The 17,276-nt window shown below is 37.0% G+C and carries 16 protein-coding genes; 4 read left to right on the top strand and 12 right to left on the bottom strand.

What is annotated here, in order from left to right:
• Positions 1 to 67: 67 nt before the first annotated feature.
• Positions 68 to 493 carry a VOC family protein gene (locus ACYP5M_RS00920; protein ID WP_459734497.1) on the bottom strand — a complete coding sequence of 142 codons (426 nt, stop codon included), beginning with the start codon at positions 491 to 493 and terminating at the stop codon, positions 68 to 70.
• Positions 494 to 697: 204 nt separating this feature from the next.
• On the opposite strand from ACYP5M_RS00920, the gene ACYP5M_RS00915 reads away from it, so the two are divergent.
• Positions 698 to 1,045, top strand: coding sequence for a potassium channel family protein (locus tag ACYP5M_RS00915; protein ID WP_434169246.1), 348 nt, complete (start codon positions 698 to 700; stop codon positions 1,043 to 1,045).
• A gap of 681 nt (positions 1,046 to 1,726) precedes the next feature.
• Here the strand turns inward: ACYP5M_RS00915 and ACYP5M_RS00910 are convergent.
• From ACYP5M_RS00910 to ACYP5M_RS00875, 8 genes are all read right to left on the bottom strand, one after another.
• Complete coding sequence (locus ACYP5M_RS00910) at positions 1,727 to 2,314, bottom strand: cupin domain-containing protein (RefSeq protein WP_459734496.1); 588 nt, start codon at positions 2,312 to 2,314, stop codon at positions 1,727 to 1,729.
• A 438-nt stretch (positions 2,315 to 2,752) separates the two neighbouring features.
• Positions 2,753 to 4,381, bottom strand: a complete 1,629-nt coding sequence (gene abc-f, locus ACYP5M_RS00905) for a ribosomal protection-like ABC-F family protein (protein WP_459734495.1) — start codon at positions 4,379 to 4,381, stop codon at positions 2,753 to 2,755.
• A 451-nt stretch (positions 4,382 to 4,832) separates the two neighbouring features.
• Positions 4,833 to 5,702, bottom strand: coding sequence for a cation diffusion facilitator family transporter (locus tag ACYP5M_RS00900; RefSeq protein ID WP_434169244.1), 870 nt, complete (start codon positions 5,700 to 5,702; stop codon positions 4,833 to 4,835).
• 207 nt (positions 5,703 to 5,909) lie between these two features.
• Positions 5,910 to 6,905, bottom strand: a complete 996-nt coding sequence (locus ACYP5M_RS00895) for a sensor histidine kinase (RefSeq protein WP_459734494.1) — start codon at positions 6,903 to 6,905, stop codon at positions 5,910 to 5,912.
• Entirely contained in the window at positions 6,902 to 7,573 is a 672-nt protein-coding gene (locus ACYP5M_RS00890) for a response regulator transcription factor (RefSeq protein ID WP_434169242.1), read from the bottom strand. The genes ACYP5M_RS00895 and ACYP5M_RS00890 overlap by 4 nt, the downstream gene beginning before the upstream one ends.
• An 18-nt stretch (positions 7,574 to 7,591) precedes the next feature.
• Entirely contained in the window at positions 7,592 to 8,557 is a 966-nt protein-coding gene (locus ACYP5M_RS00885; protein ID WP_459734493.1) for an alpha/beta fold hydrolase, read from the bottom strand.
• A gap of 144 nt (positions 8,558 to 8,701) precedes the next feature.
• A complete protein-coding gene (locus ACYP5M_RS00880) occupies positions 8,702 to 9,253 on the bottom strand; it encodes a dihydrofolate reductase family protein (RefSeq protein WP_459734492.1) in 552 nt (183 codons plus the stop codon).
• A 65-nt stretch (positions 9,254 to 9,318) separates the two neighbouring features.
• Complete coding sequence (locus tag ACYP5M_RS00875; RefSeq protein ID WP_459734491.1) at positions 9,319 to 10,164, bottom strand: hypothetical protein; 846 nt, start codon at positions 10,162 to 10,164, stop codon at positions 9,319 to 9,321.
• Positions 10,165 to 10,371: 207 nt separating this feature from the next.
• Between ACYP5M_RS00875 and ACYP5M_RS00870 the strand changes: the two genes are divergently transcribed.
• A complete protein-coding gene (locus tag ACYP5M_RS00870; protein ID WP_101221610.1) occupies positions 10,372 to 10,698 on the top strand; it encodes an antibiotic biosynthesis monooxygenase family protein in 327 nt (108 codons plus the stop codon).
• Positions 10,699 to 11,178: 480 nt separating this feature from the next.
• On the opposite strand, the gene ACYP5M_RS00865 is transcribed toward ACYP5M_RS00870, so the two are convergent.
• Entirely contained in the window at positions 11,179 to 11,736 is a 558-nt protein-coding gene (locus ACYP5M_RS00865) for a GNAT family N-acetyltransferase (RefSeq protein ID WP_434169238.1), read from the bottom strand.
• Positions 11,737 to 12,228: 492 nt separating this feature from the next.
• Here ACYP5M_RS00865 and ACYP5M_RS00860 point away from each other — a divergent pair, with 492 nt between their 5' ends.
• Both ACYP5M_RS00860 and ACYP5M_RS00855 read left to right on the top strand, forming a co-directional pair.
• Positions 12,229 to 12,639, top strand: a complete 411-nt coding sequence (locus ACYP5M_RS00860; protein ID WP_459734490.1) for a hypothetical protein — start codon at positions 12,229 to 12,231, stop codon at positions 12,637 to 12,639.
• A 376-nt stretch (positions 12,640 to 13,015) separates the two neighbouring features.
• Positions 13,016 to 14,836 (top strand): laminin G domain-containing metallophosphoesterase family protein, encoded by a 1,821-nt coding sequence (locus ACYP5M_RS00855; RefSeq protein WP_452445479.1) that lies wholly within the window; start codon positions 13,016 to 13,018, stop codon positions 14,834 to 14,836.
• A 113-nt stretch (positions 14,837 to 14,949) separates the two neighbouring features.
• On the opposite strand, the gene ACYP5M_RS00850 is transcribed toward ACYP5M_RS00855, so the two are convergent.
• Positions 14,950 to 15,846, bottom strand: coding sequence for a DMT family transporter (locus ACYP5M_RS00850; RefSeq protein ID WP_452445478.1), 897 nt, complete (start codon positions 15,844 to 15,846; stop codon positions 14,950 to 14,952).
• A gap of 602 nt (positions 15,847 to 16,448) precedes the next feature.
• Positions 16,449 to 17,273, bottom strand: coding sequence for an ABC transporter permease (locus ACYP5M_RS00845; protein ID WP_459734489.1), 825 nt, complete (start codon positions 17,271 to 17,273; stop codon positions 16,449 to 16,451).
• Between the last annotated feature and the right edge of the window lie 3 nt (positions 17,274 to 17,276).

Below are 17,276 nucleotides of genomic sequence, written 5' to 3'. Positions count from 1 at the left end.
CCTATTGCTACAGTCTTTTTTGTATTAAAATAGCAGGACTAAACTTGAATATGAGGATGCTTTCTATTCATGATTCTATGATATCCCACTGCGGATTCCAAACGACTTCCCAAAGGTGTCCATCAGGGTCTTGAAAGTGTGCAGAGTATCCTCCCCAGAAAGTGTCATGTGCCGGATTGGTTATGATCGCGCCAGCTTTTTTTGCTTTTTCCAACACAATATCCACTTCCTCTTTACTGCCTACATTGTGACCAAGGGTAAATTCAGAAGGGCTTGCCGGAGACAAAGGAACCTTGGCCTCATGAGCTATATCCCTGCGATTCCATATGGCAAGCTTTAGGCCTTCTTGCAGGTCGAAAAAGGCAACGGCTCCATGCTCAAATTCTTTGCCCACTATTCCTTCTGTTTGAAATCCCAGGCCATCCCGATAGAATTCCAGCGATTTTTCCAAATCATCCACACCTAATGTTATGACAGTAATACGTGGTTTCATGATTGTCCCCCTTTTTACTTACTTTCTCCTTCTATTGTTTACCAACTCTTTTAGTTCAAACGAGATCAAAATAAATACGGTTTTTTTGTCAATCCAAGCTGAATTCCTGTATAGTAGAATGATTGACTGATCGAGCTCGAATATCAGGATTTACTCATTCACCTTACTTAAAATGTAATGAACCGAAAGGAAATTCAATTACCAATGATTTCATTTATCCTCACCTTGAAACGTTTCCTAAAAGCACTCTGGTCCGCTTTTAAATTGAAGAACTTCCAGGTTCTTTTCGTATTGGTCCTCGTTATGTTATTTTCCGGCACGATTTTCTATGTTAAGCAGGAAGGTCTATCTGTGATTGAATCCCTTTACTTCTGCGTTGTTACTCTTAGCACGGTTGGGCATCCCAGTTTTGAACCACAGACAATATTAGGAAAAGTGTTTACAATGATTTATATTGTAGGCGGCACCGGATTATTTATCGGCTTAATAGGATACCTAGCATACGCAATCTTAAAGAAACCGGAAAACGAGAGCAACAGCAGCAAAATCTGAATGCAAAGGAATGCTTATAATAATCGGCATTCCTTTTTTATCGTAATACAATCACCCTTCACTACAACAAGTGCAGGTTCTCTGCCGAATAACAGTTGTTTACGTAGGGGCACAAATCCCCCTTTATATTGGAGACCGTCGAACTTTCATTAACATAGGATGTTAGTGAGACGGCATTCGAGGTGAGCAATATATATTTTATTAAAAATAATAATTTTTTTCATAAATAAAGTACTAAGCAACAATCAAAAAGAATTCAATATTAATTTTCCAAGAGACTATATTGATGCTGAAGATTAAAAATGGCGGGTAGCTCAAATATCATGCGGTGCCCGTAAATTTTAAAAATTCTTGAGCTGTTGACCTACATTATCTTTATGGAATCAAAAAAAATGTCCCTACTCAAAGCAAGTAGGGGCTTTTCAATGTTTCGCAGTCAAAAATAGGTGTAGGGTATCCACGTTATTCTTTTGTATTGATCATAAAAAACAAAAAAGACCCTCTATAAGAGTGGGCTTTGAAAGATGGAGGTACCTTGTGGAGATAATACCGTAGTTTTATTATCTCCATTAGATTTCTAATTGTTCACCTTACAAAATAAAAAGGGTCAACCAATCTGTCAAAACCCTATCTGTATACTTTTGCTCTATATATACATTTTCTTGCTGAAGCATATACGATCTATTGCCATAATCGTTGCACTTCTTCTGCAGTCACTGCATCTGCTTTGGTAACATGAACAGTACCAAATGGATGATTAGGAGGAGCATATATCGAGTAAAGCTTTAGAGGAATATTACCTGTATTGGCTACATTATGCCATGTGCCAGCAGGTATCATTATTGCATAATCATCATAGACGGTTCTTACAAAGTTTAAATTATCCTTTCTATTGCCCATTTGAACAACCCCTTGACCTTGTTCAATACGTAAAAATTGGTCAACGTTTGGGTGAATTTCTAAACCAATATCTTCACCAACTTTAAGACTCATCAATGTAACTTGCAAATGTTTTCCTGTCCATAAGGCGGTACGGTAAGTAGTGTTTTGTTTCGTACCCTCATTGATATTCAATACAAATGGCTTTGGTCCATAATCTTTTACCTCAATATTATTTCTTCCATTTGATGATTGTAAATAGCCCAAATGGTTAACATTATTTACACTCCAATAATCAGGATTTCTTAAATGGTTATACATTGGTTCATTAACATAATAAGAATTTTGATATTGATAGGGATGGGGATGGATATAAGGAGCATAGTACATTTTTCTCAACCCTTCACAGTTTATAAAATTATCATATGCACTTGTTAAGTGAATGTACTTGAAACATAAAAAGCCCCTACTCATAAAAGTAAGGGGCTTAGATTTTGCAGGAACAAGTCAGTAATAGTGGCTTTGCCAGCATTCTTATCAACAGAAAAATTTCTGGCCTTCTGGAACTTATATTAAGCTGACTCTGTACTCTTTCCTCATATAGTACACACCTTTTTCAACAGTAACGATGGCTGCCTTAATCTTAGCTCCCCATTGCCATTTGATCAAATTTTCATTTGATCTCCAATCAGGATGAGTCCCTCCTTCATAACTTGTTCAATTTTACCATTTTTCACCTTAATCCTTTTTAATGGTCTTTTAATAAATGTTAAATAACTAAATCATAAAGGCCCCTCTCGATTGAGAAGGGCCTTTAATGGGTTGCACTTAATCTTCAAGCTCCTTTTTCTTCTTCAAGAGTTGGAGATATTCCCTATCCAATTCCTCTTTTTCCTCTTCCTTCACATCACTGGATAGTTTCCCAAGTGTCTCGATGATTTGCACTTCAATCATAAGAAGTTCAGCCTGTTTATCTTGATGATCATCCTTGCGTGTAGCCGTTTTTGTTGCTTCCTGATTGATAGCACTTACTCTCGAAGGTTCATCTTCAAATGAAAGTGAATGCGTTGCAAGCGATTGGATAAATGAACGATCATGAGTCACAAAAACGATGGTTCCTGGATATGCTTTTAACACTTCGGTTAAAGCCTCTTTAGTATGAATATCCAGGTAATTTGTAGGTTCATCCAGAACCAATACATTATAATTTCCCAAAAAAACTTTAGCTAGGGAAGCCTTGACTCTTTCCCCACCGCTTAAAAGTGATACTTGTTTGTGAACGTCATTTCCTTTAAAAGCTAATCGTGATAATAGCGTACGAATAAAAGCCTGATTGTAGGGACTGTCCTCCAATATATTTTCAAGAACCGTTTTACTTTCATTCAAATTTTCTTGTTGTTGTGCAAAAAATCCAATCTTTGCCGGCTTTGCGACATATAAATCTGGGTGCCTTTCCACTATCTTTTTCAGTAATGTCGATTTTCCTGAACCATTTTGACCATTGATGGCGAGTCTGCAAGCTAGTTGGACATCTCCAAAAATATGTTGCTTCAGCATCCTTGATCCAACTTTCAGGGAACAGCCATTAAATCGAATGACCCTTTTGCTATGCAAAGATGGAAATTCTGAAATATCAAAGATGATAGGGGGATCCTCCCTCGGTTTTTCTTTTTTTGCTAATTTTTCAATCCTAGTTTCAATCGCTTCAGCAGAACGGTTCAATTTCGCCTTCTGTTTCCCGGCGCTGCGTTTATGGAGCCTTGCTTCTGAATTACCCATTCGTTTAGGGGCTTTCCTAATCGAATCAGATTTGGCTTGGAGGTTTTGTGCTGCCTGTTTCAACCGGTTCTTTTCGCGGGTATACTCTTCATATTGCTTATTTTCCTTTTCTGTTATTGCTTGCTTTTGTTTGATATACGCTTCGTAATTCCCTTCATATACCGTTACCTTGCCTTGCTCAACTTGCCATATTGTTGTACACAGATGATTCAAGAATGCTTTATCATGTGAAGTAAGCAAAATAGCGCCATTAAAAGATTTTAAATCCTTTTCCAATTGTTCAATTCCGAATATATCCAAATGGCTGGTAGGTTCATCCGCAATCAATACATTCGCATTGGAAGAAAGGGCTGCGGCGATTTTTCTTCGAGTACGTTCGCCGCCGCTTATGTTTTCTTGATCCTCATTGGGCAATTTCCATATGCTCGTTAATACACCGCTTATTTCTTGTTCAGTTTCTTCCATCTGCGGGATATAGCTGACTGTTCCATAGCTCTCTATATAACCGGAATCGGATTCCCTCACGCCCGCTAGTATAGAAAGCAGGGTCGTTTTACCTTCTCCATTCCTACCAACCAAACCAACACGGTCATGACTATAAAGATGAAGTGTATCTACAGAAAGAACTTCACGGCTCCCGTAGCTTTTCTTTAAATCATTCGCTTTTAAAAATAACATGAAAAAATCCCCCTCCATTTTTCTAGAGAGAGATCGCCTGCTACTAAATTAATATACATAAACCAAATATACCTCATCTGCTTTGATAACAGAAAAAGTAGTTGTATATGAATTAGTACCTATAAACGAACAGACGTATCCCATCTCTAAACATAATCATTAAAAATCTCACATGGGTATCTAAAAAGATTCTTGTTCAAATGAAAAAGTGAATTCACTTAACTTACCGATAAAACCGGTAAGCAAACAAAGTGACGCGTTTTTCATTGAATATATCTAACCGATAGCACCCATTGAAATTGATTTAGATTTACTGTTTATTTGATAAGATTACTGCTTCATTGTATAAGGTACCTATTCCTTCCAATGTAATGAATTAATGATTGCATATTATTAATATGTTTGTAAAGCAGATTTATACCCTTTTTTCTTAATTCATAAAAAGAGAAAATTAATTGGGCTCTACATGGACATGAACATCATACACTCCATGATCTGTCATCATCACTTTTTCTACATGTGTCGCTATATCATGTGCTTCTTTAATATCCAAGGTAGAATTGACAAGGATCACAACATCAATCACTTCGTTGTTACCGTAATTTCTCCCTTTAATCTCTTTTATCCCCTTGACTCCATCGACATTTGTAATTACATCCTTATATAGATGAATTTTATTTTCATCAAATCCGTCAGAAAGTTCATGCGAGGCTTGAATGAAAATATCCCAGGCTGTTTTGCATATTAATAAACCAACAATGATTGCAGTAAGGGGATCCAGCCAAGGCATGTTTAATTGGGAGCCAAAAATCCCTATAGCTGTTCCGATACTTACCCAAGCATCGGAAATATTATCTTTCGAAGCTGCCATAACGGCTTTACTGTTAATTTTCATAGCTAGCTTTTTATTATATCGGTATACAAAATACATGGCTATTGCTGATAAAACACCTACATACCCGGCAATAATGTCAGGAGATTCCTTTCCACCTTTGAGCATGGAAGCAACTGCATCTATTAAAACTTGTACACCAACAGCAAACATAATAAATGAAGCTACCATCGATGCAATCGTTTCACTTTTCCAATGACCATAACCATGATCTTTATCGGGGGGTCTTTGAGCTAGCCTTAAACCGATCAGTACGGCAATGGACGCAATAATATCAGTCGTGTTATTCAAACCATCCGCTTTCAAGGCCGCTGAGTCGCTTATGTATCCGATAGCCAGCTTCATGATCGATAGACAAATATAAGCAATTATACTGATGATTGCTCCACGTTCGCCTAATTTGAGATCATTATATTTTTGTTCTTCCATTCAACTTCCCCCCACAATTAAGTACCTGAATATCATATCAACTTAAAAATGGGTGGGTCTATAGCAACCTTTTTGTATCGCTTTATATAAGTAAGTGATAGATAACTATGTTGCATATGGCAAACTATCTGAATAGAATGATATTGATGAGTCTCTGACAAAATCCACGGATGTCATCCCCGCAAAATAACTTAATTCAAATGAGATTCATATTGTATTTTCGAAAGTAAAACAAAATAAAGTTCCGCTTTCATTTGAATGCAAATTATATTTTATATGAAGTGTCTTAGCTATATCCTCGATTATTTTTAAGCCAAGCCCCTTACTACTATCGATATCAAAACCAACCCCATTATCCTTGATACTGACCTCGTTATTTTCAATGGTTATCACAAGTTTATCAGCCCTCGAGTGATTCAACACATTTTGGAAAACGTTATCGAATAACCTTTGGACCCACAAGTCATTACTTATCCATTCCAACTCTTCATTTATAGGCCGATATACTAGTTCAATACCATGCATGTTATACAAATAGGCCCATTTTTTAACCATCATTTCTATTAAATCGTGCATATTCACTTCGTCATTTAATATATAGGAATTATCGAGCGTATCTGTGGATTGAATATTATATTCATTTGTTAATTCGGCAATATAATTTATTTGTTGATATAGTGATTGTAATAATGGAGCTTGATCCGTATATTGACCTTCTAAATAGAATAATTGTAATCTTACTGCTGTTAAAGGTGTATTGATGTCATGCCTTAATTTATTTAAGAGTTCCTTTTTCATTTCTTCTTGTTGCTTTAGTTCCAATTCCCGATAGGTCGTTCTTTCAATTAGTAAGTTTACCGATTTAGTTAATTCCCCGATTTCATCATTGCTATTTACCTCTAATTTATTCGGAATCTCCTCATCACTGGCAAAATTCCTGATGGTTTCATTCAATATATTTATTTTATTTAATAGCGAGTTAATAGATTTGGAAAATAAGAAGGCTAACAATAATAGTGATAAAATAAATACTCCCAGCATTGTAGGATATGCAAAAGATTCATGAAAAGGAATGTCACTATTATTGGATTTAAAGGCCATATCATAAACTATTGACATAAGGATACTGATGAACAGCAATATAAATGGCACGCTAATAACGGCAATAAATAACAATATCTGGTATTTTTTCTTTAACTTCATTTCTTTATATAGGTATTCAATCTATACCCTTCTCCATATATATTTTGGATGATCTCTCCGGTGTTATCATTGATTTTTGTTCTAACTTTTTTTATATGTACATTAATGATATTTTGATTCCTATCTTCGAGCTGCCATAAATATTCAAAAAAATGTTCCTTCGTTAAAATCTGATTCCTATTTTCATATAAATAGAAAAATATTTTACGCTCTATCGCAGTAAAAACCACTTCATTATGCAAGTCATTATTGAATACCTTTTTATGTTCGGCATCAATATATAAATGTTTAATTTGTGTAAAAGTACCATATTGATTTTCCAGCAATTTCTGCATTCTTAGTAATAGCTCCCTGGGATCAAAAGGCTTAGTCATATAATCCTCACCAATTGTCAAACCTTGAAGTTTGCTATCCATATCATTTCGGGCGGATAGAAAAATAACTGGAATATTTAATCCTAGACTTTTTACTTTCTTGGTAATTTGATAGCCATCATCTCCTGGCAGCATAATATCCATAATGACTAAATCCATCTCATGGATTATATCTATAATTCCTTTTCCTTCTTTCATCCAACATACATTATACTCTTCGCGCTGCAAAATCTTTTTCAATAAATCACCAATCATCAAATCATCTTCAACAATTAAAATATTATATCTTTTCATCACAGGACCTTTCTATATTCATTTGATAAATTCCATGGCAAGATCATATATTTCATCTGGCGCGTATAGATAAATGCTGTGCGTCCCTTTCAGTTTTATTACATCCGCTTTTAATAGTTTCCCTGCAAACTCCTCATAATCTTCATTTTTTTGTATTGTATATTTCGAATTTTTATTTTCATCGGCAACCGCATCTAAAAATAAAATGGGTGTTTCTTTTGGAATCGGCAGGTTAAAAGATTTTTTACCATTATTGTAACTTTGTAAAAGCTCTTGCTCCATATCATCATTAAAAAACTGTTTATATGATAGTGCTTTATACATTTCTTTTTCATGGTCAGTCAAGAATGATTGCCGGATCACTTCGGGATTATAAACAGCTGAAGGGATAAGACGGTGCAAACCCATTTTCGTTAAAATATTCACTCCTCTTACTGTCAATGAATCAACCATGCCCATTTTATGAGTTACATATTGGTGCGGTAAACCAATATCCAAAGCAATAATTCCCTTTACTTCACTTGGGTATTTTTGTGCCCAGTAAATAGCTTCAATACCTGATAATGAGTGTGGTACCAAAATATAAGGAGGTTTATTACCACTTTCCATTAAAGATTTCCTGCTTTGTTCCAAAATTGCATCAATATCCCTATCATCATGAAAAACATCACTGTATCCATATCCCGCTCTTTCAATGACTGCAATCTTATTTTCTTTTGCAAACTTACTATATAATCCCTTCAATTCATAAACAGGAGCAGCAATCCCGGAACCGGACATAAAAACGTATGTATCCTCCCCGTTGCCTTCCGTATATACATTAATTTCTTTGTTATTAAAATCAATGGATGTTCCTACATTAATTAATGATGATTCCTTGCCCTTTTGATAATTATGGTAAATAAAAACAGCTAATACTACAAATAAGAAGGAAGCAATGAAGGTAAAAAATATATTCTTTAATACTTTCAACATTTTTCTCATATAGAAAACTCCTTTCAAGTTATATTGAAAGGATATATGTTAAAAATAAATTTCTAATTAATTTTCATTGTATATTTTCAATAAAGAAAAATTCACCTTTTATTGTCCATTGATTTGCATTAAAAAAGCTGCGCCAGCGCAGCCCTAAGGATAAATAATATTATATGTCGGTTTAATCACACCGTTTGGGAATTGTTTCATTTCAACTAAATCTAATTTTAGACTTGGCTTAACACTGCCGAAAAGAGGGATGCCTTCTCCGATTATGACTGGATTCACTTTAAGCACCAATTGATCAATGAGTTTATGTTTTAATAACGTTCCAGCCAGTTCTCCGCCCCCGCAAAGCCATAGCTTTCCGTCACTTTGCTGTTTGAGGTTTTCTATAAACGCAACGGCGTCTCCTTCGATAAGTTCTACCTCTTCATTCGATTCAAACTGAAGGGAGCTCGAGAATATATAATGTTTCAAACCCTTATACCCTGGTTCACCCGGTTTAGCTCCGAATTGAAATCCAAATTCATATGTTTTACTTCCCATCAACACCGCTTCATATTGCTGGATATCGGATAAAAAGTCCGGGACATGATCTCCTTCAAATAAGAAAAAAGAATGATTGATATCCCCTTCCAACATTGCTTGGTCGGCAATGAAATTATCAAGTGAAACGGCTACATGATATACCAATTGTGCCACTCAGCATCCCTCCAATAGAGATTACACATTTTACACGTACTTTATTTCATTAGCCTCATATGGTATCAGATAGCCATATCGATTATTCTTTTGATATGGTCTTCATTTGTTTCGACACCCACTTGAGTACATAGGTATTCATTTAGTCTGAGGAATTCTGGGATCATACGTCTCAATGTTTTAATAATTTCATTTGAATTGCGGCCACAATCCCAACTTTCCAACAGAGATAACTGCTTTCCAGCTAATTTACTTCTATTGCCCTCGATTTTTGCCCATACTCCATAGGGGACATCTATATGCTCTTCCATTTCCATATACCAACCAGACACAATCAGCCACCGTATCCTATCAAGATTGGATAGTGCATATAACATTTCTCTTCTCATAACGGCCCTGTAGGTTTCATGGACAAAAGCAAGCAGCTTTCCTCTCCAATGCTCAACTTCATCAGGTGTAGGTTTATACACTTTCTCTGCCGATTCTTTTATAACAGGACTCATAATATTAAAAGGATCATAGATGACTTCAACCTCTTTTAACCAGATGGAGGGAACAATTTCTTCTGGTGCATGATACCAGCTATCAACTTTCACAAAGGTATTATAATGAGTGACGACATACGGTGAATAAGGATTGCAGTCTTCGTGAAATGAAACATCTCCCCAATTATTGGCTCTATCCCTTTTTCCCTTTAAAAATTCTGGTTTACATTTTGGAATAACAATGGTATGCAAATCTATATCGGAGTATTGATCATCGTTTCCTTTTGCTAATGAACCAGCAATGTAAATAGCCAAAACATCAGGATCTGCCGATAAATCTTTTAATGCATTTTCCAAAAGAATATCGCGTTGTTCCGGTAAAAATGCATCTCTTTCTATATGTTTGCTAACGAATCCCGCACACAAGACCATCTCCTTTTTTTGTAAATCGTCAAAGTAATATATATTCGTGAATCAGAATAAAATCCCTTTAGCAGAATTGCCGTGTCAGAGATATATACTACTTTTTACCTCCTGGTTTTCTTTGCTGAGTACCTCTTTACCGGGCAACTATCCTCATTCTCGCCTATGTGGTATTATTTTGAATATTAAGTTAAAAGGAGGCATCATTTCATGTTATTTGCAAATACTCCCGAACCGCCCTATTACGCTTGTATTTTCACTTCGCAAAGAAGCGATAAGGATGCCGCAAGCTATAATTCAACCGCAGAATTCATGGATGAACTTGCCGCTCAACAAGATGGCTATTTAGGAGTCGAAAGCGTAAGAGATCAAAACGGGTTAGGAATTACCGTATCCTATTGGAAGTCCCTGGATGCCATTAGACTTTGGAAGGAAAATGCCGCTCACAAAAAGGCACAAGAAAAAGGTATGAAAGATTGGTACTCGTCATACACTACCCGAATTTGTAAGGTTGAAAGAGATTATACAAGCAAATAATGACTTCAGTTTAAAAAACGTTCTAACCGCAAGCGTCTTTGGTATCTGCCAGTTACTCTCCAGGAGTATGGTAAATTTCTTCAATCTAATAAGTGTTTCATAAAAGAGTAAAAACCCATAATGGAAACTTAGTCTTAAACATGGTTTGTGATGAACAGACTAAAGTGTAAAAAAAATTCTAGTTGATTGAAATGGAAGGTACGAGACTCCTGCGGGAAAAGCGAGTCCAAGGGAGACCCCACAGGCGCAAAGAGCGCCGAGGAGGCTCCCGGACCGCCCGCGGAAAGCGAGTGCCTGGAATGGAAATCAACGTTCAAATTTACAAACCCTAAAAAAGTAAAAGCGGTTTTTTTATGGGTAAAAATTCATAAATTTTATTTCTAGTGATACATTGAGTTAGTCTTCAACATGGGACCGCTAAAATCCCCTTAAGATCGGTAATAATTCCCTCAGAAAAATCGCAAAAGAGCTTCGGGTTAATTAAAAGGAAATGCCGTTAAGGTCTTCTTTTATGAGTGAGTACATATATAAATCATCGAATTTGCCACAGGTATATTCATAATGCCTTAGCAATCCTTCTCTTCTAAACCCTTGCTTTTCCACTAGCTTTTGGGATGGGAGATTGTCAGGTTCAATCAAGGCTTCAATCCTTTCCAGGTGAAAGTGACGATAACCATACATAACCACGGCTTCCAACGCTTCACTCGCAATACCTTTTCCCCATTGTTCTTTAGTTAATTCATATCCAATTTCAGCTCGATGATGTTTGGAGACCATATTCAGAAAACCACAACTTCCTATAACCTTACCGGAATTCTTTAATGTAATTCCCCATCTGATTCCCGAACCTTCTTCGAATATAGATTCGTACCACTTAATTTCATCCCATACATCATTTACTGTCTCGAATGGGTCTAACCCCATTGGCTTCACCACATCTGTATCAGATAGATATTTGAACATGTCACCCGCATCTTCTAGTGTTACTTCCCTTAATATCAATCGTTTTGTTTCAATAAGTGGAAATACCTTCTCCATCCAATTTCCCTCCTCTAAATCCCCTTTTCCATATTTAACTATTTTAATCATTACCTAATTAAAGAAGATAATCAACGCATTATTGCTTAAAAATTAATGTTAATAACTAAAAGGCGTCCCTACTTTCGTAGAAACGCCTTTTTCCCGTTTTATTTAATTCCTTCATTAAATGAATTTTTTGTTTCCTTTACTGCTGAAATGATTAAAAACATGGGTCTTCGATTTTCATCTTTCATTTCAGGAACACTTTTTAACATTTCATTAGAAGGCATCGGTTCCTTTACTGCTTTAATGCTGAACAAAACAACTTAAGCACTATTAGTGTTTAAAATTCAATATGAGGCAAAAAAAACAGCCATTAATATTGTTGTCTTTTATTTTGACAACAATAAATAGGCAGCCCTGTTTTGTTGTCCATCATTGTCCATATAGGACCCTTCCCACCCTTTGTACATAGTCTGAAAGGGTAAACAAAAAAGGAGGATTTCTTGAATGTATAATTATAATTACGGCGCTTATTACCCTAATAATGTGCATTATTATATAGATGGAGAACGAATACCTGGCCCGGGCGGCGGTCAATGGGACGGACACGGCGGTGGTCATGGCGGCGGTCACGGCGGCGGTCACGGCGGCGGTCATGGCGGCGGTCATGGCGGCGGTCATGGCGGCGGTCATGGCGGCGGTCAATGGGACGGACACGGTGGCGGTCATGGCGGCGGTCAATGGGACGGACACGGTGGCGGTCATGGCGGCGGTCAATGGGACGGACACGGTGGGGGTCATGGCGGCGGTCATGGCGGCGGACACGGTGGCGGTCATTGGGAACACGGACAATGGATTCCACGCTGTAGGAGAGTATGGGTTCCCGGATTTGGTTGGACTTGGATTTGTAGATGGTGAAAAAAAAGACAGCTTATGGCTGTCTCTTTTTTTGCTTTTTCTTCGTTTTGTCCATTAACTCCAATTACCAGTATGCTTGTTTTCCTACTCCCCATCTGATGTTCAAATTCCTTCAAACTACATCTCTTCATATTGATTTCTATCGATTGAAAACCTTGATTTAAAAGTTAAACAATCCATTAGGACTTATTCCCTAATGGGTTTTGTGGAAATAAGACTTTTTTACTCATCCTTAATAAGTTATCGAGAAGATAAGCAAACTATACCATATTGCAGCTGTACGGAATCTACCTTGGCTTAGTAAGCTACAAATTAATCCAGGTAGTAAAAAGGATAAATGTATATCGCTTAATCAAAATGTAATGGGGTGATGTTTATGAGAATGAAAAAAGCTTTAATAGGTCTCTCACTCTTATGTATGATTGTTCCTGGTATTGCCAAATCGGCTGATTCCGTTGCTGAAAATAATCGAAGCAATATCGTGGCAAATTGGAAATTCACAAAACAACATGTTAAAAGCGGTTCAATCGATAAAGGTAATTTAATTATAGAAGATACAAGCAAACATGGAAATGATTTAGAGTTAGTGACGATAGGGGATCCTGCCTCGCCTGAATTAAAAAATATGATTCAATGGTCCGAAGAAGATTATCATGATCAAGAAAAAGTGGATAGCTTGGAGTTCGCTAATTACGAAAACGCCCCTTCAGGAAGATATTTTAAAACCAAAAAGGGTTCCCCTATCAATTCGGAGGAATTCGATAAGGGGTTTACCATCGAAGCGGTGTTCAAGTTACCAAGCGATTCCAAGAATGTCATGGGGCTTTTTTCTAGACAAGGACAGGCAGCAGATCTTAATAAAATGGAAGGCGAGAAGAAAATCCTTTCTGCTTTAACTGTATCCAGTGATCAAAAAATCCACTGGACAAGCCATCCATCTAATTTAAATTATAATGTAAGCAATTGGTCTCGATCATTAAATGCTGATGAATGGTACCATTTGGCGGTTGTTAATGATGGTGACACGACGACTCTGACTTTGAATGGCGTCAGCGATTACGGAAAATCGGAAAAAGTAATCGGTATTGCAGCAGTTAAAGGGAAAGGCTGGAACATCGGAGCATCTGAGTGGGGAAATAAGTTTAATGCACTATTCAAAGGGAATATCCAGCAAATACGAATTGCCAATAAGGCTTTAACTGAAAAAGAATGGCTTGTACAGGATGCCCGTGACGATGAACCATTCGAAGGATCAAACAAAGCTTTACCTTTTCTAACGAATAAAAGGAATTATAATTTTCTATTTGTCCCGGATACCCAGAAATATTCGAGCCAAAATCCAGAGATTTTCAATAGCCAAATGAACTGGATTTCCAATAACACTAAGAAGAACAATATCATCATGAATACATTTGTTGGGGACATTGTCGATAGTGATTCAGAAAAACAATGGCAGAATTCCCTCGGAGCCATTTCCCATTTGGATAAAAAGGAAATTCCATATTTGATGGCGGCTGGGAATCATGACTATGCGAACGGCGATCCTTTCTTAACGCATTATGGGCCGCAGCGTTTTTTGAATAAAAAATACTATAAGGGGTCGTCTCACTCTGGGTATAGTTCATATGCAATCGCTAAGGCAGGGAGTTATGAATATCTAATCTTGATAGTGGATATGAAAAATTTGCATAAGGATCTGGAATGGTCAAAAAAAGTTTTAGACCAGCATAAAGATAAACCGACAATCCTCGTCTCGCATGATATTATATTCCCGAAGATTAAGAATGATAAAACCATTGCCGTCGAATCTTCTAATGGCCGGGTGATTTGGGATGAACTCGTAAAGGACCATAATCAAGTATTCATGACGGTTAATGGACATTATTATGGGATAGCACATCGGGTAAAACAAAACTCAGCAGGAAATGATGTCATTCAAATGCTGGTCAATTACCAAACGAATTATCGAGGGGGTAATGGCTGGCTAAGACTTGTAGAATTTGATGAAAAGAAAAATGTATTGTTATTCCGGACCTATTCGCCATTTGTCGACGAAATGTCCAAAAAAGAAAAATCCTATATCGATTATAAATTTTTAACAGGTGAAAATAATTCATTTAAATTAGATTGGGACTTTAAAAAAAGATTTAATTTCAGAAAGGCGGAAAAATCCAATTCCCCAGGTGTATCTGATTGACCTCATCAACCTGGGTGAATTCCTTTTTTTGGTACCTCCCCTTTGTGTTTAGTCATACATCCTCAATGATGATTCAAGAATGCTGCGATTATACTAGTCTGTTTAAGCATCTTTCATGCTGCTTTTTTCATCACCGACTTATACTTTCCGAACCCATTAACGACAAGAACCCCAAATATAGCAATAGCGCCGCCAATGACTGAAAGGGTACTAGGGACCTCCTGCAGCCAAACCCAAGCGACAAAAATGGCAATTACAGGCTCAATGTATAACAGACTGGATACGGAACTGGCTTTTCCTAATGATAGTGCAACTGCCCAAGTTACGTAACCGATGGCCGCAGGGAAAACACCAACAAAAACCGCTGATAAATGACCTTCCATCGTTGCATGTTGAATTTCTTGAAATAGCCCAGGAAAAAATATAAAAAAGGGTATTGTACCAATCCATGTGAAATATGCTGTCAATTCAATCGGATTATAACTGCTGAACAGTGGCTTTTGGAAAACAAAAAACACTGCAGAAGCAATAGCCGACATCAGCACTAAAAAGGCTCCTTCAGAAATATTCAGGGAAGGGCCTGCAGTACCTAAAGTTATTAAGGTGATTCCTGTGAACCCTATTCCTAAACCGATCCATCCGAATAGGCCGAGGCGTTCTTTTAAGACGAAAGCAGCAATGATCGCTATGAAGACAGGTGCTGAACCAATCAGCATTCCAGCCGTTCCCGCCGAAACAGTTTGTTCCCCGAATGTCACCCCAATATGGTAAATACTAATTCCAATAAATGCAAGGATCGATATCCTCAACAAATCCGCTTTTTTCGGGAGTCGAAATTTCACCCCAGGCCATAGAGCATAAAGGACAAAAATCCCTGATGCTATAAGATAACGAACAAGTACCAAATGGCCAGCTGAATACCCGCCATGCAAGCTTGCACGAATAGCAGCGAATGTAGATCCCCAAATAATAACTGTAATTGATGCCAATATAAATGCCTTAGTGTTCAAAACCTATTCCTCCCATGACCATTCACTATAAACTGAAGGTATCATGGATACGGGAGAACTTCAATAAATTTTCTATCTCACTGTGAAGTGGAACAGTAAAAATACGAATAAGACTACATTCCCGAGATGTAATCATCTGTGAAGAAATCTTTGCCATATGGGAGTGGATAGGAAATCTTCCTTTATAGATCGATCAGGTTAGAAAAGCATGCTAAACAAAAGGTGCTTCGTATAGGAAGCACCTTTTGTTTAGACTGGAGACAAACTCGATATTAAGATTGCCTATATTTTTTTGAGTGAGTGTAAAATATGAACGTTAATTTCCACTCCAGGCACTCGCTTTCCGCGGGCGGTCCGGGAGCCTCCTCGGCGCTCTTGGCGCCTGTGGGGTCTCCCTTGGACGCGCTTTTCCCGCAGGAGTCTCGAACACCCGATCCAATCAACTTTGTTTAAAAATTCAGATAGAAACCCTTTTGTCTACAAACTTGTTTACAATTACCTTTTCCAAATTTAAGCTTACTTGAAATATTGTCTTGAAGCTTTTACACTGTAACCGTTTTGTGCTGCAATACTGAAAAATAACGTTTAAAGTGTAAATTTAATTAACTATTTTCTGGTTTCCAAGAAGAAAAGCGTCTTTCAATAATGCCTAATAATGAAGTAAGAATGATTCCCGTAATCGTAATGACTAACACTCCAACAAACATACGGTCTGTTTGTAGATTTTGACCATTGCTTGTCAATTGATATCCGATACCAGCTGTCGAAGCGAATAATTCACCTACAACTACAGCAATTAATCCTTGGCCTATCCCTAAGCGAATACCGTTTAAAAGGAATGGTACCGTCGAAGGCAAAGCAATTGTTTTAAAGATCTGAAATTCACTTGCATTAAATGTTCTTGCTGCTTTTATTAAGTTTTGATCTAATGTTAACATAGCTTTTTGAGCGCTCATCACTATTGGAAAGAAGGCCATCAAAAATACTATAACAATTTTTGATGCTGGTCCTATTCCAAATGCAATAATGATTACGGGTAAAAGTGCAACTTTAGGCGTTACATATAAACCTGAAATGAAAGGGTTAACTACTGCATTAAAGTTAGAATTCCAGCCAGATAACACACCAAGTGGTATTCCAATCAGTATTGCTAAAACAAAGCCTGAAACAAATTCGTAACCACTCACCTTCATATTTTCCCAAAAAGATACTTCCTGGACCATTAAAACTGCCGCTTGTGCAATTTCAACTGGTGAGCTAATGAACAATGGATTTATCCATTTGTTTTGAGAGGCAACTTCCCAAAGCAACAGGAATATTAAAACAGATGCAACACTGATAAAAAATGATTTTTTTTCTTTTTTTATTTTCTTCGCCTTTTTTATCTTGTGCTTTGTTTGTGTAAGTTGGATCGTACTCTTCGCCATATT

The organism is Peribacillus sp. N1, assembly GCF_054600815.1.
The sequence above is the reverse complement of the archived record's forward strand: the minus strand, read 5'-3'. Positions and strand labels throughout refer to the sequence as shown.

What these genes read in the sequence shown, in the direction of transcription:
- ACYP5M_RS00920 (WP_459734497.1), bottom strand. Translation starts at nt 493, where the DNA reads ATGAAACCACGTATTACTGTCATAACATTAGGTGTGGATGATTTGGAA.
- ACYP5M_RS00885 (WP_459734493.1), bottom strand. Translation starts at nt 8,557, where the DNA reads ATGAGAAAAATGTTGAAAGTATTAAAGAATATATTTTTTACCTTCATT.
- ACYP5M_RS00890 (WP_434169242.1), bottom strand. Translation starts at nt 7,573, where the DNA reads ATGAAAAGATATAATATTTTAATTGTTGAAGATGATTTGATGATTGGT.
- ACYP5M_RS00915 (WP_434169246.1), top strand. Translation starts at nt 698, where the DNA reads ATGATTTCATTTATCCTCACCTTGAAACGTTTCCTAAAAGCACTCTGG.
- ACYP5M_RS00910 (WP_459734496.1), bottom strand. Translation starts at nt 2,314, where the DNA reads ATGTACTATGCTCCTTATATCCATCCCCATCCCTATCAATATCAAAAT.
- ACYP5M_RS00845 (WP_459734489.1), bottom strand. Translation starts at nt 17,273, where the DNA reads ATGGCGAAGAGTACGATCCAACTTACACAAACAAAGCACAAGATAAAA.
- ACYP5M_RS00895 (WP_459734494.1), bottom strand. Translation starts at nt 6,905, where the DNA reads ATGAAGTTAAAGAAAAAATACCAGATATTGTTATTTATTGCCGTTATT.
- abc-f (WP_459734495.1), bottom strand. Translation starts at nt 4,381, where the DNA reads ATGTTATTTTTAAAAGCGAATGATTTAAAGAAAAGCTACGGGAGCCGT.
- ACYP5M_RS00870 (WP_101221610.1), top strand. Translation starts at nt 10,372, where the DNA reads ATGTTATTTGCAAATACTCCCGAACCGCCCTATTACGCTTGTATTTTC.
- ACYP5M_RS00900 (WP_434169244.1), bottom strand. Translation starts at nt 5,702, where the DNA reads ATGGAAGAACAAAAATATAATGATCTCAAATTAGGCGAACGTGGAGCA.
- ACYP5M_RS00860 (WP_459734490.1), top strand. Translation starts at nt 12,229, where the DNA reads ATGTATAATTATAATTACGGCGCTTATTACCCTAATAATGTGCATTAT.
- ACYP5M_RS00855 (WP_452445479.1), top strand. Translation starts at nt 13,016, where the DNA reads ATGAGAATGAAAAAAGCTTTAATAGGTCTCTCACTCTTATGTATGATT.
- ACYP5M_RS00865 (WP_434169238.1), bottom strand. Translation starts at nt 11,736, where the DNA reads ATGGAGAAGGTATTTCCACTTATTGAAACAAAACGATTGATATTAAGG.